This window comes from Paraburkholderia atlantica (assembly GCF_009362785.1).
Lineage (GTDB): Bacteria > Pseudomonadota > Gammaproteobacteria > Burkholderiales > Burkholderiaceae > Paraburkholderia > Paraburkholderia atlantica.
The window spans coordinates 110,847-135,750 of the sequence record NZ_WHNQ01000009.1 but is presented as its reverse complement, the minus strand read 5'-3'; the positions used below and the strand labels follow the sequence as shown (position 1 = coordinate 135,750).

Here is a 24,904-nt window from a genome sequence, read left to right as displayed (position 1 = left end):
CGGGGCCTCGGCCCCGTTTTTTTTATTGCTTTCACACCGCGGAAGCAGCGCGTGACGACGATAGGCGTCAATTTCTTCGCCTTTGCCTCTCGTCAACGCGGATAAATCGCCCCCAGCACCCGCTGCGCGGACGCCCCCGTCACGCTTGGCAGACTGCCCGGCAGACGCGCGATGCAGCGCATCGCGAGCCACGCGAACGCCAGCGGCTCGACCTGGCTCGGCGGCACGCCGAGCGCGTCGGTCGTCATCACGGGCACGCCGCTTACGCCGCTGTCTTCGAGCGCCTGCTGCAACGCCTTCATGATCTCCGGATTGCGCGCGCCGCCGCCGCACACGTACACGGCCCGCGCGTCGGATGCATGTCGTTCGATCTCGCGCGCAACCGTCACCGCAGTCAGCGCGACGAGCGTCGCCTGTACGTCGGCTGGTGCGAGCGCGGTGAACGGCTCGAGCTTCGCATCTAGCCATGCGGTGTTGAACAGATCGCGGCCGGTGCTCTTGGGCGGCTGCTCGGCGAAGAACGGTTCGTCGAGCAGCGCATTCAGCAGCTTGCGATCGACCTGGCCGCTCGCCGCGAAATGACCGTTTTCGTCGAATGGCTTGCCGAGATGGCGCTCGGCCCACGCGTCGAGTAGCGCGTTCGCCGGGCCGCAGTCAAAGCCGCGCACCCCGCCGGTTGCGTTCAGGATCGTGATGTTGCTGATGCCGCCGAGATTGCAGACGACGCGCGTTTCGTCCTTCGCGCCGAAGATCGTCGCGTGAAAAGCGGGCACGAGCGGCGCGCCCTGGCCGCCCGCTGCGACGTCGCGGCTGCGGAAATCGGCGACCACGTCGATATGCAACATTTCCGCGAGCAGCGCCGGGTTGTTGATCTGCCGCGTATAGCCCTTTTCCGGCCGATGCCGCACGGTCTGCCCATGCACGCCGATCGCGCGGACCTGATCGGCCGATACGCGGCTGTCGCGCAGCAGATCGTGGCAGCACACCGTGTAGCGCGTCGCGAGCGCATTGGCGGCAAGCGCTTCGCGCTCGATCTCGTTGTCCCCCGGCTGTTGCAGCGCGAACAGCGCCTCGCGGATGCCGGCCGAAAACCCGACGAACGCCTCGGCCAGCACTTCGGGCGGTTTCCCTGTGGCAAACCGGACGGCCACGCCGTCCACGCCGTCCATGCTGGTTCCCGACATCAGTCCGAAATAGATGCCGTCTGCGGGGTCTTGCGCCACGTCGCTGCTCCTGTCGATGTTCATTGCGATTCGTTGTAGCAGATTATCGGCGCAAACGCCGAAGTTGACGCGAGCGGCAACGAAATCGCCCGTCGCGGAGCCGCGCAGGGCGTGTCAGTGGGCGCGGCGGCGCGCATCTATGGGACAATCCTGTTTTTTCGCGACTTCACGTTTCCAGCATGAGCACCGAGTCCACCCAGCCCACTCCCGCTTCCGCCTTCCCGATCACCGACGAAGTCCGTCACGCGCTCGCCGTGACCAAGCGCGGCGTCGACGAACTGCTGATCGAAGACGAATTCGCGCAAAAGCTCGCGCGCAGCGCGGCGACGGCCAAGCCGCTGCGCATCAAGCTCGGGCTCGATCCGACCGCGCCCGACATCCACATCGGCCACACGGTCGTGCTGAACAAGATGCGCCAGCTGCAGGACCTCGGCCACACGGTGATTTTCCTGATCGGCGATTTCACGTCGCTGATCGGCGACCCGTCCGGGCGCAACGCGACCCGCCCGCCGCTCACGCGCGAGCAGATCGAATCGAACGCGAAGACGTACTTCGAGCAGGCGGCGCTCGTGCTCGATCGCGACAAGACCGAGATCCGCTACAACAGCGAATGGTCGATGCCGCTCGGCGCCGACGGCATGATCAAGCTCGCGTCGCGCTACACGGTCGCGCGCATTCTCGAGCGCGAGGACTTCACGAAGCGCTTCCAGGGCGGCGTGCCGATCTCGATTCACGAATTCCTGTACCCGCTGATGCAGGGCTACGACTCGGTCGCGCTGAACGCGGACCTCGAACTCGGTGGCACGGACCAGAAGTTCAACCTGCTGGTCGGTCGCGAGTTGCAGAAGCAGTACGGTCAGGAGCAGCAGTGCATCCTGACCATGCCGCTGCTCGAAGGGCTCGACGGCGTCGAGAAGATGTCGAAGTCGAAGAACAATTACATCGGCATCAGCGAAAAGCCGACCGACATGTTCGGCAAGCTGATGAGCATCTCCGACACGCTGATGTGGCGTTACTTCGAATTGCTGTCGTTCCGTCCGATGGACGAAATCGCCGGCTTCAAGCGCGAGGCCGAAGCGGGCCGTAATCCGCGCGACTTCAAGGTGATGCTCGGCCAGGAAATCGTCGCGCGTTTCCACTCGCAGGCGGATGCCGAGCGTGCGCTCGAGGACTTCAACCATCGCGCGAAGGGCGGTGTGCCCGACGATATTCCGGCTGTGACGCTCGCGGGCGCACCGCTTGCGATCGGCCAGTTGCTGAAGCAGGCGAACCTCGTGCCGTCGACGAGCGAGGCACTGCGCAACATCGAGCAAGGCGGCGTGAAAATCGATGGCACCGCGGTGTCCGACAAAGGCCTGAAGGTCGAAGCGGGCGAATACGTCGTGCAGGTCGGCAAGCGCCGCTTCGCACGCGTGACGCTGACGGCGTGATCGCGCTGATCCAACGCGTGCGGCGCGCCGAAGTGCGCGTCGCCGATCGTGTAACCGGCGCGATCGACGCGGGCCTGCTCGCGCTCGTCTGCGCGGAGCGCGGCGATACCGAGGCCGTGGCCGACAAGCTGCTCGCCAAGGTGCTCGGCTACCGCGTGTTCAGCGACGCGGCCGGCAAGATGAACCTGTCGGTGCAAAATCTCGACGGCGCCGGACGCGCGGGCGGCCTGCTGCTCGTCTCGCAGTTCACGCTTGCGGCCGATACCAACAGCGGCCTGCGCCCGAGCTTCACGCCGGCCGCGCCGCCCGACGAGGGCAAGCGCCTGTTCGACTACTTCGTCGCGGCCGCGCGCGCAAAGCATCCGATCGTCGAGACCGGCGAGTTCGGCGCGGAAATGCAGGTGTCACTCGTCAACGACGGGCCGGTCACGTTCTGGTTGCAGACCAACGCGTAAAAGAGCGCGAACAATGCGAGCGCGCGGTCGCGGCACCCGAGCCGCGCCGCCGCTTTTTGCGACAATAGCCGTTGGACACAACCGCGAACGGCCCCCTCTCTCATGACGACGCAGATCCTGTTTATCCGACACGGCGAGACCGACTGGAACCGCATCAAGCGCATTCAAGGCCACATCGACATTCCGCTCGCGACGACCGGCATCGCGCAGGCGCAACGTCTCGCGCAGCGTCTAGCCGCCGAGGCGAAGCAGGGCGCGCGGCTCGACGCGATCTATTCGAGCGACCTGCAGCGCGCGCAGCAGACCGCGCAGCCGATCGGCGAGGCGCTCGGCCTGCCGCTGCAATCGCGCGAGAACTTGCGCGAGCGCTCGTACGGCGCGTTCCAGGGCCATGACAGCGACGAGATCGCGCTACGTTTCCCCGACGAATACGCGCAGTGGCAAACCCGCGATCCCGGCTTTGCGCCGCCCGAGGGCGAGTCGCACCGCGTGTTCTACCACCGCATCATGCATGCGATCGAGCCGCTCGTCGCCGCGCATCCGGGTGGACGCATCGTGTGTGTCACGCATGGCGGCGTGCTCGACTGCGTGCACCGCTTTGCAACCAGTATGCCGCTCGACGCACCCCGTAATTACCCGCTGCTGAACACCAGCCTGAACGTCGTGGATTACGGGAGCGATCGCGCGACGATCGTGACGTGGGCGGACGTATCGCATCTCGAAGCCGGCAGCGCCGACGACGATGGTTTCAGGAAGGGACCGGAGTCGACGCGGTAAGCCGAAGCCGACAATGGCCAGGCTCGCGCGGCGCAATCAATCCTGCCGTCGGGCCGCCGCCGCGCGCCGCCGCGCTCGCTTCGATACGCCATTGACCAGCGCCCAGCGGATCACCGGCGCGACGACCCGCACGCCAGGCCGTGCGAAGGTTCGACGCAGCACCGCGTAGCGATTCAAATCGAGCATCGTCTGCGCCCAGTCGGGCAACAGATCGACCCCCGCGTTGAGCATCAGCGTGCCGGCGGGCCGCATCGCGAAGCTCGGTGCCGGCGCGTTCATCAGAATCCTGACGACTTCGCGCGTGCGCTCGCTGGCGACGAGCGCGGGCCGCATCGCGAGCAGGTACGCCTCGATCTCGGCACGCGAGCGCGGAATATCGACGGCGCCGAGCATTTCCGCGATGCGCGCGGTTTCCGCGAAGTATTGATCCTGTGCGGCGACGGACAGCACCGGATTCACATAGCGCAGATGCGCGGTCATGAAGCTCGACACTTCCGCGACGTGCACCCACGTCAGCAGCGCGGGCTCGCTCGCGCGATACGACTGGCCGTCCGGCGCGACGCCGGCGACGTCCAGGTGGATGCGCTTCACCCGCTCGATCAACGCGAGCGCATCGCTCTTGCTGCCGTACGTCGTGCCGGCGATGAACGTCGCCGTGCGGCGCAGCCGGCCCAGGATGTCGGTGCGAAAACTCGAGTGGTCCCAGACGCCCGCGAGCGCGAGCGGATGCAGCGCTTGCAGCAGCAGCGCGCTGATGCCGCCCGTCATCATCGACGTGAAGTCGGCGTGGACTTTCCAGCAGACGGAGTTCGGCCCGAACAGGCCAGGATCGCCCGGCGGCGATGAGTAATCGAGCACCGGTCCGCTACCGGTCGTCAGATGCGTGACGCCGGCGGCGAGTTTCGAGCGCAGGCGGTGGGTGAGGCGCGCCGCGAAATTGCCGGACGGGTCGCCGGCGGGATTGACGGGTGAACGGTTGGAAGGGCCGGGTTGCTGGGTCTGATCGGACATCCTGGTCGGCCTCGCCGTGTGACTCAGTTCGTGGAATTCCACAGACCCGGCAGCGCGCTCGACGAATCCGGCGCGGCCAGTCCGAAGTGCCTATACGTGAGCAGCGTCGCGACGCGGCCGCGCGGCGTGCGCTGCAGAAAGCCCTGCTGGATCAGATACGGCTCGAGCACGTCTTCGATCGTATCGCGCTCCTCGCCGATCGCCGCCGCGAGATTGTCGACACCCACCGGACCGCCGTCGAACTTGTACAGGATCGCTTCGAGCAGCTTGCGGTCCATCAGGTCGAAGCCGACCGCGTCGACGTCGAGCATGCTGAGCGCGGCGTCGGCCACTTGCGCGGTGATGTTGCCGTCGGCTTTCACCTCGGCGAAGTCGCGCACGCGCCGCAGCAGGCGGTTCGCGATACGCGGTGTGCCGCGCGCGCGACGGGCGATTTCGAACGCGCCGTCCGGATGGATCTGCGCGCCGAGCAGCGCGGCCGACCGCGTGACGATGCGCGCGAGCTCCTCGGCGTTGTAGAACTCGAGCCGCGCGACGATGCCGAAACGGTCGCGCAGCGGATTGGTCAGCATACCCGCGCGCGTGGTCGCGCCGACCAGCGTGAACGGCTGCAGATCGAGCTTCACGCTGCGCGCGGCGGGCCCTTCGCCGATCATGATGTCGATCTGATAATCCTCGAGCGCCGGATAGAGGATTTCCTCGACGACCGGCGACAGCCGGTGGATTTCGTCGATGAACAGCACGTCGTTGGCTTCGAGATTGGTGAGCAGCGCGGCGAGGTCGCCGGCGCGTTCGAGCACCGGCCCCGACGTTTGCCGCAGATTGACGCCCATCTCGCGCGCGATGATGTGCGCGAGCGTGGTCTTGCCGAGGCCAGGCGGGCCGAACAGCAACACGTGGTCGAGCGATTCGGAACGGCGCTTCGCGGCCTCGATGAAGATTTCGAGCTGGCCGCGAACTTTCTCCTGCCCGACATATTCGTCGAGCTGACGCGGGCGCAGCGCGCGTTCGAACGCTTCTTCGTTCGGCGACACGGGCGTGGCCGCGATGATGCGCTCGGCGGCGAGTTTGTCGGTTTCGATCATCTGCTCATTGTACCGCGCACGGATCGCGCATCAGCCCTTCGACAGCGCCTTCAGCGCGAGCTTGATGCCCTCGGACACGCCCGTGCCGGCCGGCACGTTCTTGATCGCCGCAAGCGCTTCTTTTTCCGAGTAGCCGAGCGCGAGCAGCGCATTGAGGATGTCGGACGCGTGGTCGGATGGCGACGCGGCGCCCGCCATCGCGCCGAGGTCGGCGCCAAGCTTGCCCTTCAGTTCGAGCAGCAGCCGCTCGGCGGTCTTCTTGCCGATGCCCGGCACCCGCGTGAGGCGCGCGGCGTCCTGCATCGTGACGGTCTGTGCGAGCTCCGCGACGCTCATGCCCGACAGCACCGCGAGCGCCATGCGCGCGCCGATGCCGGAAATCTTCAGCAGCTCGCGGAACGTCGCGCGTTCCTGTGCGGTGCCGAAGCCGTACAGCAGATGCGCGTCCTCGCGAACGATCATCTGCGTAAGCAACACGATGCGCTCACCGGTCGACGGCAGGTTGTAGAACGTGCTCATCGGCACGTCCACTTCATAGCCGACGCCGTTGCAGTCGACGAGCAGATGCGGCGGGTTTTTTTCCAGCAGAACGCCGGCGATGCGACCGATCATGGCGGATTAGTTTTCAGAGTCGGATGGGAATGCGCGAGTGTAGCGTAGCGGATCGGCGATGCGAACGGCGTTACCGGGCCATGCGTCGCGCTAGCCGACCAGACGCCCGCGCCGCACCCGCAGCCCCTTCTTCGCGAGCGCCGGTGCGATGCCGCCGAGCGTGCTCAGCGTCGAGCCGCCGTGCGCGTGGCAGATGGCCATGCCGAGCGCGTCGGCGGCGTCGGTGCCGGGTACGCCCGACAGGCTCAAGAGCCGCACGACCATCTGCTGCATCTGCTCTTTGGTCGCGCGGCCATAGCCGACCACCGACTGCTTCAGCTGCAGCGCGGTGTATTCGGCGACCGGCACGCCGCCCGCGACGAGCCCGCAGATCGCGGCGCCGCGTGCCTGGCCGAGCAGCAGCGTCGACTGCGGATTGACGTTGACGAAGACTTTTTCGATCGCCGCCTGATCCGGCGCGTGCTCGCGGATCAGCGTCGAGATGCCTGCGAAGATGGTGCCAAGCCGCGACGGCAGATCGGCGTCGGCGGTGCGGATCACGCCGCTCGCGACGTAGCGCAGTGTGTGGCCGTGTTGTTCGATCACGCCGAAGCCGGTCACGCGTAGGCCGGGGTCGATGCCGAGAATTCTCATGAAGTGCCGCACAAGCGATAAAAACCAGGTGCCTGCGATACTACAACGAACGCGGCGTGCGGCGGACTGCTGGCAGCATGCCAGGCGGAATAAAACCTGCTAAAGCTTTGCACGAGGAGGGCGATCGGGAATGGAGCGCTACCGCAATCTCAGCCGCGACTCGGGCGTCGACGCCTATGAAATCGGCGACGATTTCATCAAGGTGCGTTTTCGGCCGGGCGTCGTGTATTGGTACACAGAGGCAAGTGTCGGCGCCGAGCATCTCTCGGTGCTGAAGCGTCTCGCGCGGCGCGGCCAGGGTTTGGGCACGTACATCAGCCAGCATACGCAAGTGCGGGACGGTTACGCGCGCAAAGATCCGGATGATTGAACGCGTCGCTGCAAGACAAAAGGCCCGGCGGGACAACCCGCCGGGCCTTTTTTCAGCTAGCGAACTTCAGCCGGTCAATGACGGAAGTGACGCACGCCCGTCAGCACCATAGCGATGTTGTGCTCGTCGGCGGCCATGACCACTTCGTCATCGCGCACCGAGCCGCCCGGCTGGATCACGCAGGTCGCGCCTGCCGCGACCACCACGTCGAGACCGTCGCGGAACGGGAAGAACGCGTCCGATGCGACCGCCGAACCGGCCAGCGTCAGACCGGCGTTCTGCGCCTTGATGCTCGCGATGCGCGCCGAGTCCACGCGGCTCATCTGACCCGCGCCGACGCCGAGCGTCATGCCGTTCGCGCAGAACACGATCGCGTTCGACTTCACGTACTTCGCGACACGCCATGCGAACAACAGGTCGTCCATTTCCTTCGGCGTCGGATGACGCTTCGTGACGACGCGCAGTTCGCGCGGCTGCACGTTCTTCGAATCGAGCGACTGCACCAGCAGGCCGCCGCCGACGCGCTTCAGATCGAACGTGTTATGGCCTTCGCCCAGCGCGATTTCGAGCAGACGCACGTTCTGCTTCGCCGCGAACACGTGGCGTGCTTCGGCGCTGAACGACGGCGCGATCAGCACTTCGACGAACTGCTTCGCGACGGCTTGCGCGGCCGCTTCGTCGACTTCGCGGTTGAACGCGATGATGCCGCCGAACGCCGAGGTCGGGTCGGTCTGGAACGCCTTCGAGTACGCTTCGTGCGCGTTCGCGCCGATCGCGACGCCGCACGGATTCGCGTGCTTGACGATCACGCAGGCGGGCACGTCGAAGGTCTTCACGCATTCCCACGCCGCGTCGGAGTCGGCGATGTTGTTGTACGACAGTTCCTTGCCCTGCAACTGGTTGTAGTTCGCGAGCGCGCCGTCCGGCACGGTCAGGTCGCGGAAGAATGCCGCGCTCTGGTGCGGGTTCTCGCCGTAGCGCAGGTCCTGCACCTTGTTGAACGCCAAGTTGAAGGTGGCCGGGTATTCGTTGCGCGACGAGTGCTGCAACTCGTCGGTCAGGCTCGTCAGGTAGTTCGTGATCGCGCCGTCGTACTGCGCGGTGTGCGCGTACACCTTGGTCGCGAGGCGGAAGTTCGTCTTGTACGACACCGTGTTGCCGTTCGCGCGCATTTCGTCGAGCACGACCGCGTAGTCGGCCGGATCGACCACCACCGTCACGTCACGATGATTCTTCGCGGCCGAGCGCAGCATCGTCGGGCCGCCGATGTCGATGTTCTCGATCGCGTCTTCGAGCGAGCACTCTTCCTTCGACACGGTCCGCACGAACGGGTACAGGTTCACGACCAGCAGGTCGATGGTCGGAATCTCGTGCTTCTCGAGCGCGGCCATGTGTTCGGGCAGATCGCGGCGCGCGAGGATGCCGCCGTGCACCTTCGGATGCAGCGTTTTCACGCGCCCGTCGAGCATTTCCGGGAAGCCCGTGTAATCGGCGACTTCGGTGACGGACAGGCCCGCGTCCGCGAGCAGTTTCGCGGTGCCGCCGGTCGACAGGATCTTGATGCCGAGGTCCGACAACGATTTGGCGAAGTCGACGATGCCGGACTTGTCGGAAACGGAGATGAGCGCTTGCTTGATCATGATGAAGACGAAAAGCCGAAGGGGAAACGTGGCAGGGCGCGAGAAACTACAACGCGCTACAGCAAACCGTGTTGTTGCAGCTTCTTGCGCAGCGTATTGCGGTTGATGCCGAGATACTCGGCGGCCAGCGACTGGTTACCGTTGGCCTGCTCGAGCACCACTTCGAGCAAGGGTTTTTCCACGCATGAAATGACCATGTCGTAGACGTCGTGCGGATTGGAGCCGTCGAGATCCTGGAAATACACATCCAGGCTGTCGCGGACAGATTGTTCGATGTTGTTCTTGCTCATGCTGCTAGTCGGTCGGTGTTGTCCTCGCCCTGGCTGTCGAGCCCGGGATTGCCGGGCGCTTCGTCGACGTAGACGAGGCGGTCTGAGATCGCCTTTTGCGCGTCAAAGAACTCGTTGACGGCGAGGAGTTGTTCGCGCGTGGTGTCCAGCGTATTCATGCGATGCCGGAACAGGTTGGCGCCGGAAAGGCCGCGAGTGTACCAGCCGATGTGCTTGCGCGCAGTGCGAACACCGGTAAATTCCCCGTAAAAAGCATAGTGATCTTCGAGATGCTCGTTCATCACCTGCTGGATTTCATCGATGCGCGGCGGCGGCAGAAGCTCGCCCGTCTGCAGGAAATGCTCGATCTCGCGGAACAGCCACGGACGGCCCTGCGCGGCCCGCCCGATCATGATCGCGTCCGCGCCGGTCGCGGCGAGCACCTCGCGCGCCTTTTGCGGCGACGTGATGTCGCCGTTCGCGACGACCGGAATGTCCACCGCCGCTTTCACGGCGGCGATGGTTTCGTACTCGGCGTCGCCGTGGTACAGGTCGGCGCGCGTGCGGCCGTGCACGGTCAGCATCGAAATGCCCGCGGCTTGAGCGAGACGCGCGACGTTCAGCGCGTTTTTGTTCTCGCGATTCCAGCCGGTGCGGATTTTCAGCGTGACGGGCACCGCGTCGGGCCCGACGCCAACCGCGTTCACGACGGCCTCGACGATGCGCTGCACGAGCGGCTCGTTCTGCAGCAACGCCGAGCCGGCCGCCACGTTGCAAACCTTCTTGGCCGGGCAGCCCATGTTGATGTCGATGATCTGCGCGCCGTTAGCGACGTTGTAGCGGGCGGCCTCGGCCATCATGTCCGGGTCAGCGCCGGCGATCTGCACCGCGATCGGCTCGACCTCGCCTTCGTGATTCGCGCGGCGCATGGTCTTTTCGCTTTTCCACAGCTGCGCGTTCGACGCGACCATTTCCGACACCGCGTAGCCCGCGCCGAGCCGTTTGCACAGCTGGCGGAACGGCCGGTCGGTCACGCCGGCCATCGGAGCGACGAACAGGTTATTGCGCAGATTGTGGGGGCCGAGAGTGGGCATGACGTGAGCGTGCGCCGACGACGGGTCAGGATTTGACAATCGTGACGGCCGACGCAGCGCGAAATGCGAGGGAAAACCACCATTTTAGCGTTAACGGGTTGCCGGGACTCGCGAACCGGGTCTCGTAACCCGTTAAATCTTCTATGAAAGTCGCGCGGTTCATAGAGCCGCGCGGCGTTTTGCGCCGCTAGCGCCGCTGGCCGAACATCATCTGACGCGCGAGCGCGGTTTTCACCGGAGGGACGAATTCGAGTGCGGTCAGCGCGAGACCGCGCAGTACCGCGAGCGGCGCGAAGTCGATGGTGAACAGGCGCGCGAGCGTGTCGGTCGAGCCGATCGTCAGGCGCCGGTCGAGCGCGCGGCGCTGCGCGAAAGTGGCGAGCGCGAGCGGTGTCGGGCCCTCGGCGGACAGCGCGTCGGCGAGCGCGTGCGCGTCGCGCAGGCCGAGGTTGAGGCCTTGGCCCGCCACCGGATGCAACGTCTGCGCCGCGTTGCCGATCGCGACGATGTGCCCGTTCACGAGCGTGTCGACCGTGTTCAGACCGAGCGGAAACGACGCGCGGCCCTTGATGTGCGTAAAGCGGCCCATGCGGTCGCCGAACGCGGCATCGAGCTCGCGCAGGAACGCTTCGTCGGGAAGCCGGGCGCGGCGCGCGGCTTCGTCGGGCGCGCAGCACCAGACGAGCGCGTAGTCGGCGCCACGTACGCCGCCCATCGGCAGCAGCGCGATCGGGCCTTGCGACGTGAAGCGCTCCCATGCGACGTGCGGCTGCGGCGCGGACACGGTGACCGTGCCGACCAGCGCGGTCTGGCCGTAGTCGCGCGAGCCGGTGTTGTTTTTACCGATGCTGTGTGCGCCGGGGCCTTCGTCCGGGGCGCGGCCCGTTTTTTTCGCGTGCTTCTGGTCGCCGAACAGGCCGCCCTCGGCGTTCACCAGAATTCGCGTGCGCAACTGGCGCGCGACGCCCGCGGTTTCGATCGGCAGGGTGACGCCGTCGAGCTCCTGAACCGGCGCGCCGGCCGACGTCGAGCGGAACCAGTGGACCGGCGTCGCGTGCACGGCGTCGGCGAGGCCGTGCACGATCGAGCCGTAGCGCAGCACGTAGCCGAGCGCGGGCAGGCCGTGCTCGCGATGATCGATCAGCGTGCGGCCGAAATGACCGCGCTGCGACACGTGGATGCGCTCGATCGCGGTGGCGTCGGCCGGCCAGCGCAGCGGCTCGAGGATCATCCTGCTGCCGTGCGAGACTGCGATCGCGCGCGGATCGGCGATCGAGTCTTCCGGCTCGCGCGCGTCGACGAGCGCGATCTTCAGTTCGCGCGTCACGCTGCGGCGCGCGAGCCAGCCGGCGAGCGCGAGTCCGACCGGACCGGCGCCGACGATCGTCACATCGAAATCGAACCTGTGCTGGTGGGAGGCGGGCCTCAGGATCACCGCCGATGGAGATGCTTCGTTCATCGCGGATCAGGTCCTCTGTTGAGGAAACGCTTGATCGGCCGCTCGTGCTTGCTGCATCAGCGCCTCGATCTCGTCGGCGGCGACCGGCACGTCGCGCGTGATCAGCTCACAGCCGCTCGGCGTGACGATCGCGTCGTCCTCGATACGGATGCCGATGTTCCAGTAGCGCTCAGGCACACCTTCGGCCGGGCGCACGTACAGACCCGGCTCGATCGTCAGCGTCATCGACGCGCGCAGCGTACGCCACGGCAGCGCGCCGGTCTCGTCGCGAGCCGCGCCACGCTCACGGTAATCGCCGCAATCGTGCACGTCCATGCCGAGCCAGTGGCCGGTGCGGTGCATGTAAAACGGCGCGTAGGCGCGCTCGGCGATCACGTCGTCGACCGATGCGAACTTCGCGCGCGCCACGATGCCGGTGTCGAGCAGCCCCTGCGACAGCACGCGCAGCGCGGCCTGGTGCGGATCGTCGAAGCTAGCGCCGGCGTGCGTTGCGTCGACGGCGGCCTGCTGCGCGGCCAGCACGATGTCGTACAGCTCGCGCTGCGCCGGCGTGAACCGGCCGCTCGCCGGGAACGTGCGCGTAATGTCCGACGCATAGCCGTCGAGTTCGCAGGCCGCGTCGATCAGGATCAGGTCGCCGTCGTGCGCGATCGCGTTGCCGGCGGGGTAGTGCAGCACGCACGCGTTCGCGCCGGCCGCGACGATCGACGTATAGGCCGGCGCCTGCGCGCCGAACTTGCGGAACGTATAGAGCAGTTCGGCCTCGAGTTCGTACTCGCGGATACCGGGCCGGCACACCGCCATCGCGCGACGATGCGCGGCCGCCGAAATCTGTCCGGCGCGGCGCATGATCGCGAGTTCGTGGTCGTCCTTGACGAGCCGCATGTCGTCGAGCAACGGCAGCAGGTCGCGCGCGGCCGTGGGCGCGACGGTGCCGCTGCGGCTTTGTGCGCGCACCGCGTCGAGCCAGCCGCGCACCTGCTCGTCCAGATGCGCCGAGGTGCCGAACGCGTAGTGCAGCCCCGGCTTGTCGGCGATGATGCGCGGCAACTGCGTGTCGAGTTCGCCGATCGGGAACGCGGCATCGAGCCCGAATGCTTCGCGCGCGCCGTCGGGGCCGAAACGGAAGCCTTCCCACGTCTCGCGCTCGACGCTTTTCTCGCGGCAGAACAGCACTGACGCGGGCGCGCCGGGCGCGGCGCTCGCATCGAGCACCAGCAGCGCTTCGGGCTCGGTGAAGCCGGTCAGATAATAGAAGTAGCTGTCGTGGCGGTACGGATAGTCGGTGTCGCGGTTGCGCAGCGCTTCCGGCGCGGTCGGGACGATGGCGACGCCGCCGCCCGCGGCGCGCAGCGCGGCGAGAACGCGCTCGCGGCGCGTGCGGTAGACGTCGATGGCGATGGTGGGTTCGGTCGGCTGGTTCATCGTGCGATTGTAGCGCCGCGTGTCTGCTGGCCCCATTCTCCGCGCACGACATTGCCTCGCTTTGTGCGGATTCCGACGGCGCGGCGGCCGCCGTCATGTTGCAATCCGTCCACAGCGGCTCGGCGAGCGGTTCGCGAAGATGCCGCCAGCATCTCGCGAAAGCCTTAGACCACTTATACTTTCGCCGGATTCAGAAAAAGGCAGAAGGTCATGATGAAACTCATCGGTTCGTTCGGCAGCCCGTACGTGCGTAAAGCGCGCATCGTGCTCGCCGACAAGAAGATCGACTACGAACTGGTGCCCGAGAACGTCTGGGCGCCGGATACCCGGATTCACACCTTCAACCCTCTCGGCAAGGTGCCGTGCCTCGTGATGGAAGACGGCGAAGCCGTGTTCGATTCACGCGTGATCTGCGAATACGTCGATACGCTGTCGCCGGTAGGCAAGCTGATTCCGCCGTCGGGGCGCGAGCGCATCGAAGTGCGCTGCTGGGAGGCGCTCGCCGACGGCGTGCTCGACGCGGCCGTGCTGATCCGTCTCGAAAGCACACAGCGCGCGCCCGAGCAGCGCGTGGACGCGTGGGTCGCGCGGCAGCAGCGCAAGATCGACGAAGCGCTGATCGCGATGTCGCAGGGGCTCGGCAGCAAGCCGTGGTGCGCGAGCAATCACTACACGCTCGCCGACATCGCGGTGGGCTGCGCGCTCGGGTATCTGGACTTCCGTATGCCGGATCTGAACTGGCGCGAATCGCATCCGAATCTGGACAAGCATTTCCAGAAGCTGTCGCAGCGGCAGTCGTTCATCGATACCGCGCCGAAGGATTGATGAAGCTCGAATGAGCATAAAAAAATGCGCCTGCATGTCAGGCGCATTTTTTTTGCGGGTGGTGTTCCCGTTACGTCAGCGTAGGCGTTACCGCTTGCCGTTGCGTCGCCGCGCGATTCCCGGTCCGAACGCGAAACCGATCGCGAGCAGCAGCACCGACACCGCGAGCACCGTGTTGTTGCCGCTCGTCACGTAAGGCGTGTTGCCGGCGGTGCCTTGCACGTTGACGTCGAGCGAGCCGACCGTGTACGGCGTCAGGCGGCCGATCACGCGGCCGTTCGCGTCGATCGCGGCGGTCATGCCGGTGTTGGTTGCGCGCAGCATCGGGCGGCCGGTTTCAAGCGAGCGCATGCGCGCGATCTGCAGATGCTGGTCGAGCGCGATCGTGTCGCCGAACCACGCGAGATTGGTCGAGTTGATCAGCACGCCGGCGGGCGTCGAGTTCTCGCGCAGCGTGCGCGCGATTTCCTCGCCGAAGATGTCCTCGTAGCAGATGTTCACCGCGACCGGCTGGTTATGCACCATGAACGGCTTTTGCACCGTCGGGCCGCGGAAGAAGTCGCCGAGCGGAATGTTCATCAGGTTCACGAACCAGCGGAAGCCCCACGGCACGAATTCGCCGAACGGCACCAGATGGTGCTTGTCGTAGCGATAGATCTCGTGCGAGCCGGGCGTGACGCCGAACAGGCTGTTGGTGTAGTCGACCACCCGGCCGTCCGGCGTGATCGTGCCGCCGATCGCGCCGAACAGCAGCGCACTGCCGGTCGAATCGGTGAACTGGCGGATCGCCGCCGCGAAGTTCGGCGGCAGCTGCTGCGCGAGCACGGGGATCGCAGTTTCGGGTGTGACGATCAGATCGGCCGGCTTCGATGTGATCATTTTCTGATACTCGTCGACCGCCGCGCGCAAGCCGGCTTCCTCGAATTTCATCTCCTGCTTCACGTTGCCTTGCAGTAGACGCACCGTCAGCGGCGCGTTGGCGGGCGTGGTCCACTGCACGAGCGGCAGCAGCAGGCCGATCACGAGCAGCGCGAGCGCGACGCCGGCTGGCACGGCGATGCGGGCGACGCGCGTGCCGCGGCCTCGCACGGCGCGGGTGTCGACCTCACCAGCGGCGCTGGCGTTCGGCTCGCGCGATTCATTGGCATGCCCGGGGCGCCACGACGGCAGCAGCGCCAGCAACGCCTGCGTGATCAACGCGGCCGTCAGCGCGACCATCCAGCCGACGCCATACACGCCGACTACCGGCGCGAACCCCGCCAACGGGCCGTCGACTTGCGCATAACCGGTGGCGAGCCACGGAAAGCCCGTGAACACCGTGCCGCGCAGCCATTCGCCGATCGCCCACGCGCTGGCAAAAGCCAGCGCGCCGTGCCAGGTCGGCGAGAATGGCGCGCGGTCGTCGGCCGCACCGTTGCGCGCATGGCCCGCGCAGAACGACCATATCCCCGCGGCGAGCGCCGGATAGAGGGCGAGATACAGCGAGAACAGCACGAGCGCCGTGCCGGCGAGCGGCGCCGGCATGCCGCCGTAGTAGTGCATGCTCACATACAGCCACCAGACCCCGCTCACGAAGTTGCCGAAGCCGAACGCGCCGCCCGTCAGCGCGGCGCTTTTCCAGCCGGTGCTGCGTGTGAGCCACGCGAAGAAGAACACGAAGATTGCGAGTTGCAGCCAGCCGCCATGCGGCGTCGGCGCGAACGACAGCGTATTGGCCGCGCCCGCGGCCAGTGCGACGAGGTAGTGCCAGCGCGGCAGCGCGCGGCTGCGCGTGGCGTCGTCGGTGGGAGCGGGGGCGCTCACGCCGCGCTGTGAACGGGAAGTAATCGGGTCGGCCATTGTTGCTCGGTCGGCGTCGGAAGTTGAAAGGGCAAATCAGTAGGCAAACGAGCAGGCGACATGCGCCCGCAATAAAAGTGCGCGCGCGCTTGGGCCGTGCATCGGCCCGAGCCGCTGGCTCAGGTCTGCACGTGCTGAGACTCGCGCTCGCGCTGGCCCGCGAGCGGATCGCGGCGCACCAGCAGCATGTGGATCTGGCGGGCGTCACCGCGCAGGATCTCGAAGATCAGATCGTCGAGGCGCACTTTCTCGCCCCGATGCGGCACCCGGCCGAAGTGATGCGTGACCAGCCCGCCGATCGTGTCGACTTCTTCGTCTGAATAATGCGTGCCGAAGGTGTCGTTGAACTGCTCGATTTCGGTCAGCGCGCGCACGCGGAATCGTCCGTCCGGCGACGCGATGATGTTGCCGCTTTCCTCGTCGAAATCGTATTCGTCCTCGATGTCGCCGACGATCTGCTCCAGCACGTCTTCGATCGTGATCAGGCCCGCGACGCCGCCGTATTCGTCGACGACCACCGCAAGGTGGTTGCGGTTCACGCGAAAGTCGTGCAGCAGCACGTTCAGCCGCTTCGACTCGGGGATGAACACGGCCGGGCGCAGCATGCCGCGCACGTCGAATTCTTCTTCTGCGTAGTAGCGCAGCAGATCTTTCGCGAGCAGCACGCCGATGATGTTGTCGCGATTGCCCTCGTAGACCGGATAGCGCGAGTGCGCTTTCTCCAGCACGTAGGGGATGAATTCAGCGGGATTGTCCGCGATGTTGATCGCGTCCATTTGCGCGCGCGGCACCATGATGTCGCGTGCGCTCAGTTCCGACACCTGGAACACGCCTTCGATCATCGACAGCGAGTCGGCGTCGATCAGGTTGCGCTCGTGCGCGTCCTGCAGAATTTCCAGAAGTTCGGCCCGCGAGTCGGGTTCGGGCGAGATGAAGTCGGTCAGGCGCTCGAGCAGCGAGCGCTTTTCCTGCGGTTTGTCGAGTTGGCGTCCGGTATGGCGTCGACTGGGATACGTGTCGTTCATGGTAGTGCGCCCGGCGAGACTGGGCGCGCTGTTACAGAGCGTTAAGGATACACCAGGCACATGGCGGAACCGTGTCCCGCCGGGCCGGGCGATGAGCGAAGCCAGGGTGAAACGGCCGCGCCGCGATGGCGTGGCGTGGAATCATCCTAACCGATTACGCGGGCAAAAGCGCTCGCCGGCAAAAAAGTCGCGGGTGGGGTTTTCGCCGAGATGACGAAATTACACGGCCGGCTTGCAGCGCGCGAGCAGCGCTTCGAGCGCACGGTCCGGCATGCCGCTTTCGCGCAGCGCATGCACGGTGCGGCTGACGTAATCGAAGGTCGTGCCGTAGCGGCCGCTCGCGCAGCCCAGCACGGTCTGGATGATGTCGTCGCGAAGCTTGCCGGTGTAGCTCGGTACGTCGCGGCGCATCACGAAGGCGAGCGCGTCGACGCGCCGGCCGTCGGCGAGCACGCATGGCAGCCACGCGGGACGGTACGAGCCCATCGGCATTTCGCGGCGCCACAGTGCTTCGAGATGCGGCATCGAGCCATCGGCGGCGAGCCGGAACGCCATGCCGGTGCACGAGCCGCCGCGGTCGAGCGCGAGCACGAGGCCGGGTTGCTCGGGCGTGCCGCGATTCACTCGCGACCACAGATAGAGGCCACGGTGATAGCCGTGCACCTTCGAGCGCATCGCTTCGACGGTGGGCAGGCCCGGATTCCAGATCAGCGAGCCATAACCGAACAGCCACAGATCGCTCTGGCGGTCCCAGCCGCGCAATGTGCATTCGAGCGACGCGTGCAGTTCGTCGTTCGTCAGAAGCCGCGATTCGCCGAGTACCGGCGGGTAGTCCGGACAGCGCACGGGGATCTCGGCTTCGGGGGACGGAGTGCTCACGGTAGGTTCGGTTGGAAGGGGGCGGGGACGCCTATTGATAAGGGTCCGGAAAGCCGAGTCTGGCGAGGATTTCGGTTTCGATCGCTTCCATTTCCTCGGCTTCTTCTTCGACCTCGTGGTCGTAGCCTTGTGCATGCAGCGTGCCGTGCACGAGCAGGTGCGCGTAATGCGCGGCGAGCGGCTTGCCCTGCTCGGCGGCTTCCTTCTCGACGACCGGGCAGCACAGAATCAGATCGCCCGTCACCGGGTCGTCTTCCGATTCGGCGTAGGCGAAGGTCAGCACATTGGTCGCGTAATCCTTGCCGCGATAGGTGCGGTTCAGCGTGCGGCCTTCTTCGGCGTCGACGAAGCGAACCGTCAGTTCGCCGTCCGCGAAGAGCGCCGCCTTGATCCAGCCTGCCACCGTCGCGCGCGGCAGCAACGCCTTGTGTTCCGGCCAGGCTTTGGCGGCGGGGAATTGCAGGCTCAGCGTTAGTTTCGGGGTGCGGCTCATGCGGTGTCTATGCGTGGCGTTCGTGGCTCAGTCGTTTTTTGCGGCGTGGTGGCGAGGCCACCAGGGCCTCGCGCTGCGAAGCGCATCGCTTTAGCGCGGATCGGCCGCAGCCGTCGACTTCTGCGCATGCGCATCGTACGCCTCCACAATTCGCGCGACCAGCGGATGGCGCACCACGTCCGCGCTCGTGAAACGCGTGAGCGCGATGCCGCGCACGTTCGCGAGCACCTGCTGCGCTTCGATCAGCCCGCTCTTCTGGCCGCGCGGCAGGTCGACCTGGGTCGTGTCGCCGGTGACGACCGCCTTCGAGCCGAAGCCGATCCGCGTGAGGAACATCTTCATCTGCTCGGGCGTGGTGTTCTGCGCCTCGTCGAGGATGATGAACGCGTGATTCAGCGTGCGGCCGCGCATGTACGCGAGCGGCGCGATTTCGATCATCTGCCGCTCGAACATCTTGGCGGTCTTGTCGAAGCCGAGCAGGTCGTACAGCGCGTCGTACAGCGGACGCAGATACGGATCGACCTTCTGTGCGAGATCGCCCGGCAAAAAGCCGAGGCGTTCGCCCGCTTCGACGGCCGGGCGCGTCAGCACGATGCGCTTGACCTGATCGCGCTCGAGCGCGTCGACCGCGCAGGCCACCGCGAGGTAGGTCTTGCCTGTACCGGCCGGGCCGACGCCGAACGTGACGTCGTGCGACACGATCTGCTTCAGGTATTCGCGTTGCGCCGGCGTGCGGCCGCGCAGATCCGCGCGCCGTGTGTACAGCTTCGGGCCGTATTCCTCGAAGTCGTCTTCGCTCGCATTCGCATCGGCGGGCTGGTCGAACGGATGATCGGGGTTGCCCGCGAAGCGCGCGTCGCCGTCGCCGTCGCCATTGCCGTTGCCATTCGAACGATGGCGCGCCGGATGACGCACTTCGACGAGCGCGAGCTGGATGTCATCGACCGACAAGGGCTCGCGTGCGCTGTTGTAGAAGTTTTCGAGGGCGGTGAGCGCGAGTTTCGCGCCGCGCCCGCGAATCGTGATGCGGTGGCCGCGGCGCGACAGGGTCACGTCGAGGGCCTGCTCGATCTGCCGCAGATTTTCGTCGAGCGGTCCGCAGAGGTTGGCGAGCCGCGCGTTGTCTTCGCGCGGTGCGGTGAATTCCAGATGCTGCTGAGTGGTCTTCAAGGCGGTGAGTCGATCCTGTCGGTTGCGATACTCAGAATGTCGGTCAGTGCGCTCAGTGCGTCGCGGCGGTGCTGTCGTCGTGAACCATCACCAGTTCGCCGCGCAGCGAGTGCGGGTACGCGTGCACGATCTTCACGTCGACCATCTGACCGATCAGCCGTGCATGCGACGCCACCGGCGCCGGGAAATTGACGACGCGGTTGTTCTCGGTGCGGCCCGCGAGCTCGTTCGGGTCCTTGCGCGCCGGGCGCTCGACCAGAATGCGCTCGACCTTGCCGACCATCGCGTCGCTGATGCGCTGCACGTTCTCTTCGATCGTGGCCTGCAGATGCTGAAGACGTTTCAGCTTCACCTCGCGCGGCGTGTCGTCGTGCAGGTTCGCGGCCGGCGTGCCTGGGCGCGGGCTGTAGATGAACGAGAAGCTCGTGTCGTACTTCATCTCTTCGACGAGCGCCATCATCTTCGCGAAGTCTTCCTCGGTCTCGCCGGGGAAGCCGACGATCATGTCCGTCGACAGCGACAGGTCCGGGCGGATCGCGCGCAGCTTGCGGATCACGGACTTGTACTCGAGCACGGTGTAGCCGCGCTTCATCGCCATCAGGATGCGGTCGGAGCCGTGCTGTACCGGCAGATGCAGGTGGCTGACGAGCTTCGGCACCTTCGCGTAGGTGTCGATCAGGCGCTGCGTGAATTCCTTCGGATGCGACGTCGTATAGCGAATCCGTTCGATGCCGGGGATGTCCGCGACGTACTCGATCAGCGTCGCGAAGTCGGCGATCTCGGTCGAGCCCAAGGTCAGCGCGCCGCCGAATTTTCCACGATAAGCGTTCACGTTCTGGCCGAGCAGCGTGACTTCGCGCACGCCCTGGTCGGCGAGACCGGCGATTTCGGTCAGTACGTCGTCGAGCGGACGCGACACTTCCTCTCCGCGCGTGTACGGCACGACGCAATAGCTGCAGTACTTGCTGCAGCCTTCCATGATCGACACGAACGCGCTCGGACCTTCGACGCGCGCCGGCGGCAGGTGATCGAACTTCTCGATTTCGGGAAACGAAATATCGACCTGCGCGCGGCCGCTCGCACGGCGCTCGTCGATCATCTGCGGCAGGCGGTGCAGCGTTTGCGGACCGAACACGATATCGACGTAAGGCGCGCGCGCGACGATCGATGCGCCTTCCTGGCTCGCGACGCAGCCACCCACGCCAATGATCAGATTCGGATTCGCGTCCTTCAGCTCGCGCACGCGGCCGAGGTCGGAGAAGACTTTTTCCTGCGCTTTTTCGCGCACCGAGCAGGTATTGAACAGGATCACGTCGGCGTCTTCCGGCGTGTCGGTCTTGACGAGTCCTTCAGCGGCACCGAGCACGTCGACCATTTTGTCGGAGTCGTACTCGTTCATCTGGCAGCCAAAGGTCTTTACATAAACTTTCTTGGTCATCGAATTTCGCCGGTCGCAGTGGTTAACCTGGGGGCGTCGTAAAAAGGTGAAGGAGGCCGCGGCGCGGGGCAGCGCGGCGCGTGATGGCCGGCTTGCGCATGTCTTCGCAGCGTAACTGCATATTATAGCCCTTCAAGCTGCGGGGGTTTTTGTCGGCCACTGGGCGCTCATTGGCCGGTCCGGCGGCAGTCACAACAGGCTTTCCAGTTCATCCGACACCTGCGCGAAGCGCTCGGCGAGGAAATCGAGCAGCACGCGCACGCGCGGCGCCATGAAGCGGTTGCGGTGATACAGCGCGTGCAGCGGCGCATCCGGATAGCGCCACTCCGGCAGCAGGATCTTCAGGCGGCCGGCGCGCAGGTCCGCTTCCACGTCCCACATCGATTTGATCGCAATGCCGTAGCCGCGCAACGCCCATTCGCGCGCGACCGCGCCGTCGTTGGTTTCGCGCGCCGCTTCGAACGGCACGCTGTAGTGCTGCACCTCGTCGCCGCGCGTGAAGCGCCATTCGCTGGCCGGCCCCGATGTGGTACCGAGCACGATGCAGTCGAAATTGGCGAGGTCGAGCGGGTCTTTCGGCTCGCCGCGACGCCCGATGTATTCCGGCGATGCACACAGCACGCGCCGGTTCGGCGCGAGCCGGCGCGCGACCAGCGAGCTGTCCTGCGGCACGCCGAAGCGAATCGCCAGATCGATGTCCTCCTGCACGAGATTGGCCAGCGCATCGGACAGCGTCAACGCGAACGTCACGTCCGGGTACAGCGCGTTGAATTCGTCGAGCCAATGCATCAGCAGATTGCGGCCGAAGTCCGAAGTCGCCGACACCCGCACCTTGCCGCGCACGACGCCCTGGCCCGCTTGCAGCGCGGCTTCGGCGTCGTCGAGCGATTGCAGCGCCTGGCGGCAGCAGTTCAGGTAGAGGCGGCCTTCGTCGGTGAGCCGTAGTTGCCGGGTAGTGCGCTCGAACAGGCGCGCTTTGAGCCTCGCTTCGAGCTTCGCGAGCCGCGCGCTCGCCGCGGCGGGCGTCAGACCCATCTTGCGGCCCGCCGCCGACAGGCTGCCTTGCTGCGCCGCTTCGACGAAGAGGCGGATGTCGCCGAGGTTATCCATCGCTGGCTTTCAAGCAGAATTTGAAAATGCTTCAAATGCTACGCCAATTATCAAATCGACGCGGCGCCACGACAATGCAGCCGTCGAAACTCCGCTGCTGTCCTTAGCCATGCAACTCGATCACGCGACCATCGTCACCGCCGACCTCGATTCGGCCCGACGTTTCTTCGTCGATATCGCCGGGCTTACCGACGGCGCGCGCCCGCCGTTTTCCGTCGACGGCTACTGGCTGTACGCAAGCGGCCGCCCGGTCTTGCATCTGATCGGCGCGCCGGCTTCCGGCGCGGTGGGCCGCATCACGCCGCGCATCGATCACATCGCCTTTCGGCTCGATAGCGCCGGCGAATGGCAAGCGTTGCTCGAGCGGCTCGACGCGCACCACATCGGCTATCAGACCGCGCAGGTGCCGGCGAGCGCCGCGCAACCGGCGGAGCGGCAGTTGTTCGTCGCGCTCGCGCAGGGCGTCGTCATCGAATTCGTGACGGCGGCGCGCCAGACCATCCAACCCGAATCCTGACCACACCTCATTACCGGAGCAGAAAAATGCCCATTCCATTACTCGCGCTCGCGATTAGCGCATTCGCGATCGGTACGACCGAATTCGTCATCATGGGCCTGTTGCCCGAGGTCGCGCACGATCTGGCCGTGTCGATTCCGTCCGCGGGCCTGCTCGTCAGCGGCTATGCGCTTGGCGTCGCGGTCGGCGCGCCGCTGCTCGCGGTGATCACGAGCAGGATGTCGCGCAAATTCGCGCTGCAACTGCTGATGGGCGTGTTCATCGTCGGCAATGTGCTGTGCGCGGTGGCGCCTAGCTATGCGGTGCTGATGATCGCGCGCGTCGTGACCTCGTTCGCGCACGGCTCGTTCTTCGGAATCGGTGCGGTGGTCGCCGCCTCGCTAGTGCCGGCCGACAAGCGCGCGAGCGCGATCGCGCTGATGTTCACGGGCCTGACGCTGGCGAACGTGCTCGGCGTGCCGTTCGGCACCTTCATCGGCCAGCAGTTCGGCTGGCGCGCGGCGTTCTGGATCGTCAGCGGTTTCGGCGTGCTGTCGCTCGCGGGCATCAGCGCGCTGGTGCCGAACCGCCACGACACCGGGCCGGCCGGCCTCGGTCACGAAGTGCGCGTGCTGAAAGACCCGCAAGTGTGGACCGCGCTCGCGATGACGGTGCTCGGCTTCGGCGGCGTATTCGTCGTGTTCACCTATATCGCGCCGATTCTCGAGCAGGTGAGCGGCTTCTCGCCGCGCGGCGTGACGCTGATCCTCGTGCTGTTCGGCGTGGGCCTGACGGTCGGCAACATGGTGGGCGGCAAGCTCGCGGACCGCGCGCTGATGCCGTCGCTGATGGGCATTCTCGCCGCGCTCGCGGTCGTGATGGCGCTCTTCGCGCGCACCAGCCATTCGCCGGTGGCCGCTGCGATCACGGTATTCGTATGGGGCATCGCGGCGTTTGCGACAGTGCCGCCGCTGCAGATGCGCGTGGTCCAGAAGGCGGCTGCCGCGCCGAATCTCGCGTCGACGCTGAACATCGGTGCGTTCAACGTCGGCAACGCGGCGGGTGCGTGGCTCGGCGGTCTCGTGATCAATCACGGTCATGCGCTGGATACCTTGCCTTGGGTCGCGGCCGCGGTCAGCGTGGCCGCGCTGCTGCTCACGTGGTTCGCGGCGCGCATGGATGCGCCGGCGCGCGCGCTCGCGCAAGGCACGTAAGTCGTCAGTTGCTTGCCTCTGCGATGCTGATAACAGTGTGAAGATAACTTCGTTGGGCGCGGCGAAAGCCGATGCTATCTTGCCTCCACTTACTGCTCTTGCGCCGCGTGGCGGCGCTCTGGAGGCCAATATGCATTCCCCGCTCGCGCTGGTCCGCGATCCTTCGGCCGATGCCGACTCCAACGCCGGGCCGCGCTCCGCCGAACCCTTCGATGCGCTCGAACAACTGGTCGGTGTAAATCTGGCGCGGCTGCGCGCCGAACGGCAGCTTTCGCTCGATGCGCTGGCGCGCGCGTCCGGCGTGTCGCGCGCGATGCTCGCGCAGATCGAGTCGGCGCGCAGCGTGCCGTCGATCAAGGTGCTGTGCAAGGTGGCGGCGGCGCTGAAGGTGTCGGTGGCGGCGTTTCTGCGGCGTCACGCGACCAACGGCTTCGAGCATCTGCCGGCCGAGCGCTCGGCGCGCGTGGTCAGCGCGAACGGGCGCTACTCGGTGCGTCCGCTGTATCCCGACGACGAGTCGATCGCCGCCGAGTTTCACGAACTGCGGATCGCGCCGCTGCATACGGAGGCGGGCATTCGCCGCGCGCCGGGCACCACGGTGAATCTGGTGGTCAGCGACGGCACGCTCGAAGTCAGCGTGCACGACCAGCGCCAACTGCTCGCGACCGGTGATGCGATCGTGTTCGACGCCGACCAGCCGCACAGCCTGCGCAATCCCGGCGACACCGAGGCGCGCGCGTTTCGCGTGACGCTGCGGGCTGAGACGCCGCCGCGCTGGGAAGTGCGGGCCGCGAGCGCCGCACGCGACGAAGCCGCGCGCGAAGGCGCGCCGGGTTGAGAATCGACGGCGTTCGATGACGCAAGGCCAACGCCGTCAGTAGGGTCTTTATTCGTCGCGCTGCAGCGCTTGCGCGACTGTTGTATGCTTCGCC

Annotated in this window: 25 protein-coding genes; 8 read left to right on the top strand and 17 right to left on the bottom strand. The window is 66.2% G+C overall.

The window, feature by feature from the left end:
• Window positions 1-92: 92 nt before the first annotated feature.
• Window positions 93-1,223, bottom strand: coding sequence for an anhydro-N-acetylmuramic acid kinase (locus GCT19_RS15665; protein ID WP_321576814.1), 1,131 nt, complete (start codon window positions 1,221-1,223; stop codon window positions 93-95).
• A gap of 179 nt (window positions 1,224-1,402) precedes the next feature.
• Between GCT19_RS15665 and tyrS the strand changes: the two genes are divergently transcribed.
• The 3 genes from tyrS (at window position 1,403) to GCT19_RS15650 (ending at window position 3,885) form a co-directional block, all read left to right on the top strand.
• Window positions 1,403-2,653 (top strand): tyrosine--tRNA ligase, encoded by a 1,251-nt coding sequence (tyrS, locus tag GCT19_RS15660; protein ID WP_013090504.1) that lies wholly within the window; start codon window positions 1,403-1,405, stop codon window positions 2,651-2,653.
• On the top strand, window positions 2,650-3,108 hold the full coding sequence (gene dtd / locus GCT19_RS15655; RefSeq protein WP_184132325.1) for a D-aminoacyl-tRNA deacylase: 459 nt from the start codon (window positions 2,650-2,652) through the stop codon (window positions 3,106-3,108). Before tyrS ends, dtd begins: the two co-directional genes overlap by 4 nt.
• A gap of 102 nt (window positions 3,109-3,210) precedes the next feature.
• Window positions 3,211-3,885, top strand: coding sequence for a histidine phosphatase family protein (locus tag GCT19_RS15650; protein ID WP_018437702.1), 675 nt, complete (start codon window positions 3,211-3,213; stop codon window positions 3,883-3,885).
• A 36-nt stretch (window positions 3,886-3,921) separates the two neighbouring features.
• Here the strand turns inward: GCT19_RS15650 and GCT19_RS15645 are convergent, their stop codons facing one another.
• The 4 genes from GCT19_RS15645 to ruvC form a co-directional block, all read right to left on the bottom strand.
• Window positions 3,922-4,896 carry an oxygenase MpaB family protein gene (locus tag GCT19_RS15645; RefSeq protein ID WP_018437703.1) on the bottom strand — a complete coding sequence of 325 codons (975 nt, stop codon included), beginning with the start codon at window positions 4,894-4,896 and terminating at the stop codon, window positions 3,922-3,924.
• 23 nt (window positions 4,897-4,919) lie between these two features.
• Entirely contained in the window at window positions 4,920-5,981 is a 1,062-nt protein-coding gene (gene ruvB / locus GCT19_RS15640) for a Holliday junction branch migration DNA helicase RuvB (RefSeq protein ID WP_013090500.1), read from the bottom strand.
• A gap of 30 nt (window positions 5,982-6,011) precedes the next feature.
• The gene (gene ruvA / locus GCT19_RS15635) at window positions 6,012-6,593 is read right to left on the bottom strand and encodes a Holliday junction branch migration protein RuvA (protein WP_018421776.1); all 582 of its coding nucleotides are present in this window, start codon (window positions 6,591-6,593) and stop codon (window positions 6,012-6,014) included.
• Between the two features lie 90 nt (window positions 6,594-6,683).
• Window positions 6,684-7,226: a crossover junction endodeoxyribonuclease RuvC gene (gene ruvC / locus GCT19_RS15630; RefSeq protein ID WP_008919621.1), complete on the bottom strand. Its 543-nt coding sequence runs from the start codon at window positions 7,224-7,226 to the stop codon at window positions 6,684-6,686.
• A gap of 130 nt (window positions 7,227-7,356) precedes the next feature.
• Between ruvC and GCT19_RS15625 the strand changes: the two genes are divergently transcribed.
• A complete protein-coding gene (locus GCT19_RS15625; protein ID WP_018437704.1) occupies window positions 7,357-7,596 on the top strand; it encodes a hypothetical protein in 240 nt (79 codons plus the stop codon).
• Between the two features lie 74 nt (window positions 7,597-7,670).
• Here the strand turns inward: GCT19_RS15625 and purH are convergent, their stop codons facing one another.
• From purH to GCT19_RS15600, 5 genes are all read right to left on the bottom strand, one after another.
• Window positions 7,671-9,236, bottom strand: coding sequence for a bifunctional phosphoribosylaminoimidazolecarboxamide formyltransferase/IMP cyclohydrolase (gene purH, locus GCT19_RS15620; RefSeq protein ID WP_152852465.1), 1,566 nt, complete (start codon window positions 9,234-9,236; stop codon window positions 7,671-7,673).
• A gap of 56 nt (window positions 9,237-9,292) precedes the next feature.
• The gene (locus GCT19_RS15615) at window positions 9,293-9,526 is read right to left on the bottom strand and encodes a Fis family transcriptional regulator (protein ID WP_013090496.1); all 234 of its coding nucleotides are present in this window, start codon (window positions 9,524-9,526) and stop codon (window positions 9,293-9,295) included.
• A complete protein-coding gene (dusB, locus tag GCT19_RS15610; protein ID WP_018437706.1) occupies window positions 9,523-10,599 on the bottom strand; it encodes a tRNA dihydrouridine synthase DusB in 1,077 nt (358 codons plus the stop codon). Before dusB ends, GCT19_RS15615 begins: the two co-directional genes overlap by 4 nt.
• A gap of 187 nt (window positions 10,600-10,786) precedes the next feature.
• Entirely contained in the window at window positions 10,787-12,058 is a 1,272-nt protein-coding gene (locus GCT19_RS15605) for a UbiH/UbiF/VisC/COQ6 family ubiquinone biosynthesis hydroxylase (protein ID WP_152852464.1), read from the bottom strand.
• A 6-nt stretch (window positions 12,059-12,064) separates the two neighbouring features.
• On the bottom strand, window positions 12,065-13,483 hold the full coding sequence (locus GCT19_RS15600; protein WP_152852463.1) for an aminopeptidase P N-terminal domain-containing protein: 1,419 nt from the start codon (window positions 13,481-13,483) through the stop codon (window positions 12,065-12,067).
• A 210-nt stretch (window positions 13,484-13,693) separates the two neighbouring features.
• On the opposite strand from GCT19_RS15600, the gene GCT19_RS15595 reads away from it, so the two are divergent.
• Window positions 13,694-14,308, top strand: a complete 615-nt coding sequence (locus tag GCT19_RS15595; protein ID WP_018437709.1) for a glutathione S-transferase C-terminal domain-containing protein — start codon at window positions 13,694-13,696, stop codon at window positions 14,306-14,308.
• Window positions 14,309-14,395: 87 nt separating this feature from the next.
• Here the strand turns inward: GCT19_RS15595 and lnt are convergent, their stop codons facing one another.
• The 7 genes from lnt to GCT19_RS15560 all read right to left on the bottom strand — a co-directional run bounded on the left by lnt (window position 14,396) and on the right by GCT19_RS15560 (window position 22,262).
• A complete protein-coding gene (gene lnt / locus GCT19_RS15590; RefSeq protein WP_152852462.1) occupies window positions 14,396-16,147 on the bottom strand; it encodes an apolipoprotein N-acyltransferase in 1,752 nt (583 codons plus the stop codon).
• 119 nt (window positions 16,148-16,266) lie between these two features.
• The gene (locus tag GCT19_RS15585) at window positions 16,267-17,172 is read right to left on the bottom strand and encodes an HlyC/CorC family transporter (RefSeq protein ID WP_013090490.1); all 906 of its coding nucleotides are present in this window, start codon (window positions 17,170-17,172) and stop codon (window positions 16,267-16,269) included.
• Between the two features lie 219 nt (window positions 17,173-17,391).
• Window positions 17,392-18,051: a gamma-glutamylcyclotransferase gene (locus GCT19_RS15580; RefSeq protein ID WP_013090489.1), complete on the bottom strand. Its 660-nt coding sequence runs from the start codon at window positions 18,049-18,051 to the stop codon at window positions 17,392-17,394.
• A gap of 31 nt (window positions 18,052-18,082) precedes the next feature.
• Complete coding sequence (gene ybeY / locus GCT19_RS15575) at window positions 18,083-18,544, bottom strand: rRNA maturation RNase YbeY (RefSeq protein ID WP_018437711.1); 462 nt, start codon at window positions 18,542-18,544, stop codon at window positions 18,083-18,085.
• A gap of 90 nt (window positions 18,545-18,634) precedes the next feature.
• On the bottom strand, window positions 18,635-19,714 hold the full coding sequence (locus GCT19_RS15570) for a PhoH family protein (RefSeq protein WP_152852461.1): 1,080 nt from the start codon (window positions 19,712-19,714) through the stop codon (window positions 18,635-18,637).
• A gap of 52 nt (window positions 19,715-19,766) precedes the next feature.
• Complete coding sequence (gene miaB, locus GCT19_RS15565; RefSeq protein WP_018437713.1) at window positions 19,767-21,152, bottom strand: tRNA (N6-isopentenyl adenosine(37)-C2)-methylthiotransferase MiaB; 1,386 nt, start codon at window positions 21,150-21,152, stop codon at window positions 19,767-19,769.
• 189 nt (window positions 21,153-21,341) lie between these two features.
• A complete protein-coding gene (locus GCT19_RS15560) occupies window positions 21,342-22,262 on the bottom strand; it encodes a LysR family transcriptional regulator (protein ID WP_152852460.1) in 921 nt (306 codons plus the stop codon).
• A gap of 109 nt (window positions 22,263-22,371) precedes the next feature.
• Between GCT19_RS15560 and GCT19_RS15555 the strand changes: the two genes are divergently transcribed.
• The 3 genes from GCT19_RS15555 (at window position 22,372) to GCT19_RS15545 (ending at window position 24,810) form a co-directional block, all read left to right on the top strand.
• Window positions 22,372-22,779, top strand: a complete 408-nt coding sequence (locus tag GCT19_RS15555) for a VOC family protein (protein ID WP_018437715.1) — start codon at window positions 22,372-22,374, stop codon at window positions 22,777-22,779.
• 26 nt (window positions 22,780-22,805) lie between these two features.
• Window positions 22,806-23,972, top strand: coding sequence for an MFS transporter (locus tag GCT19_RS15550; protein ID WP_152852459.1), 1,167 nt, complete (start codon window positions 22,806-22,808; stop codon window positions 23,970-23,972).
• 130 nt (window positions 23,973-24,102) lie between these two features.
• On the top strand, window positions 24,103-24,810 hold the full coding sequence (locus tag GCT19_RS15545) for a helix-turn-helix domain-containing protein (RefSeq protein ID WP_152852458.1): 708 nt from the start codon (window positions 24,103-24,105) through the stop codon (window positions 24,808-24,810).
• The last annotated feature ends 94 nt before the right edge of the window (window positions 24,811-24,904 follow it).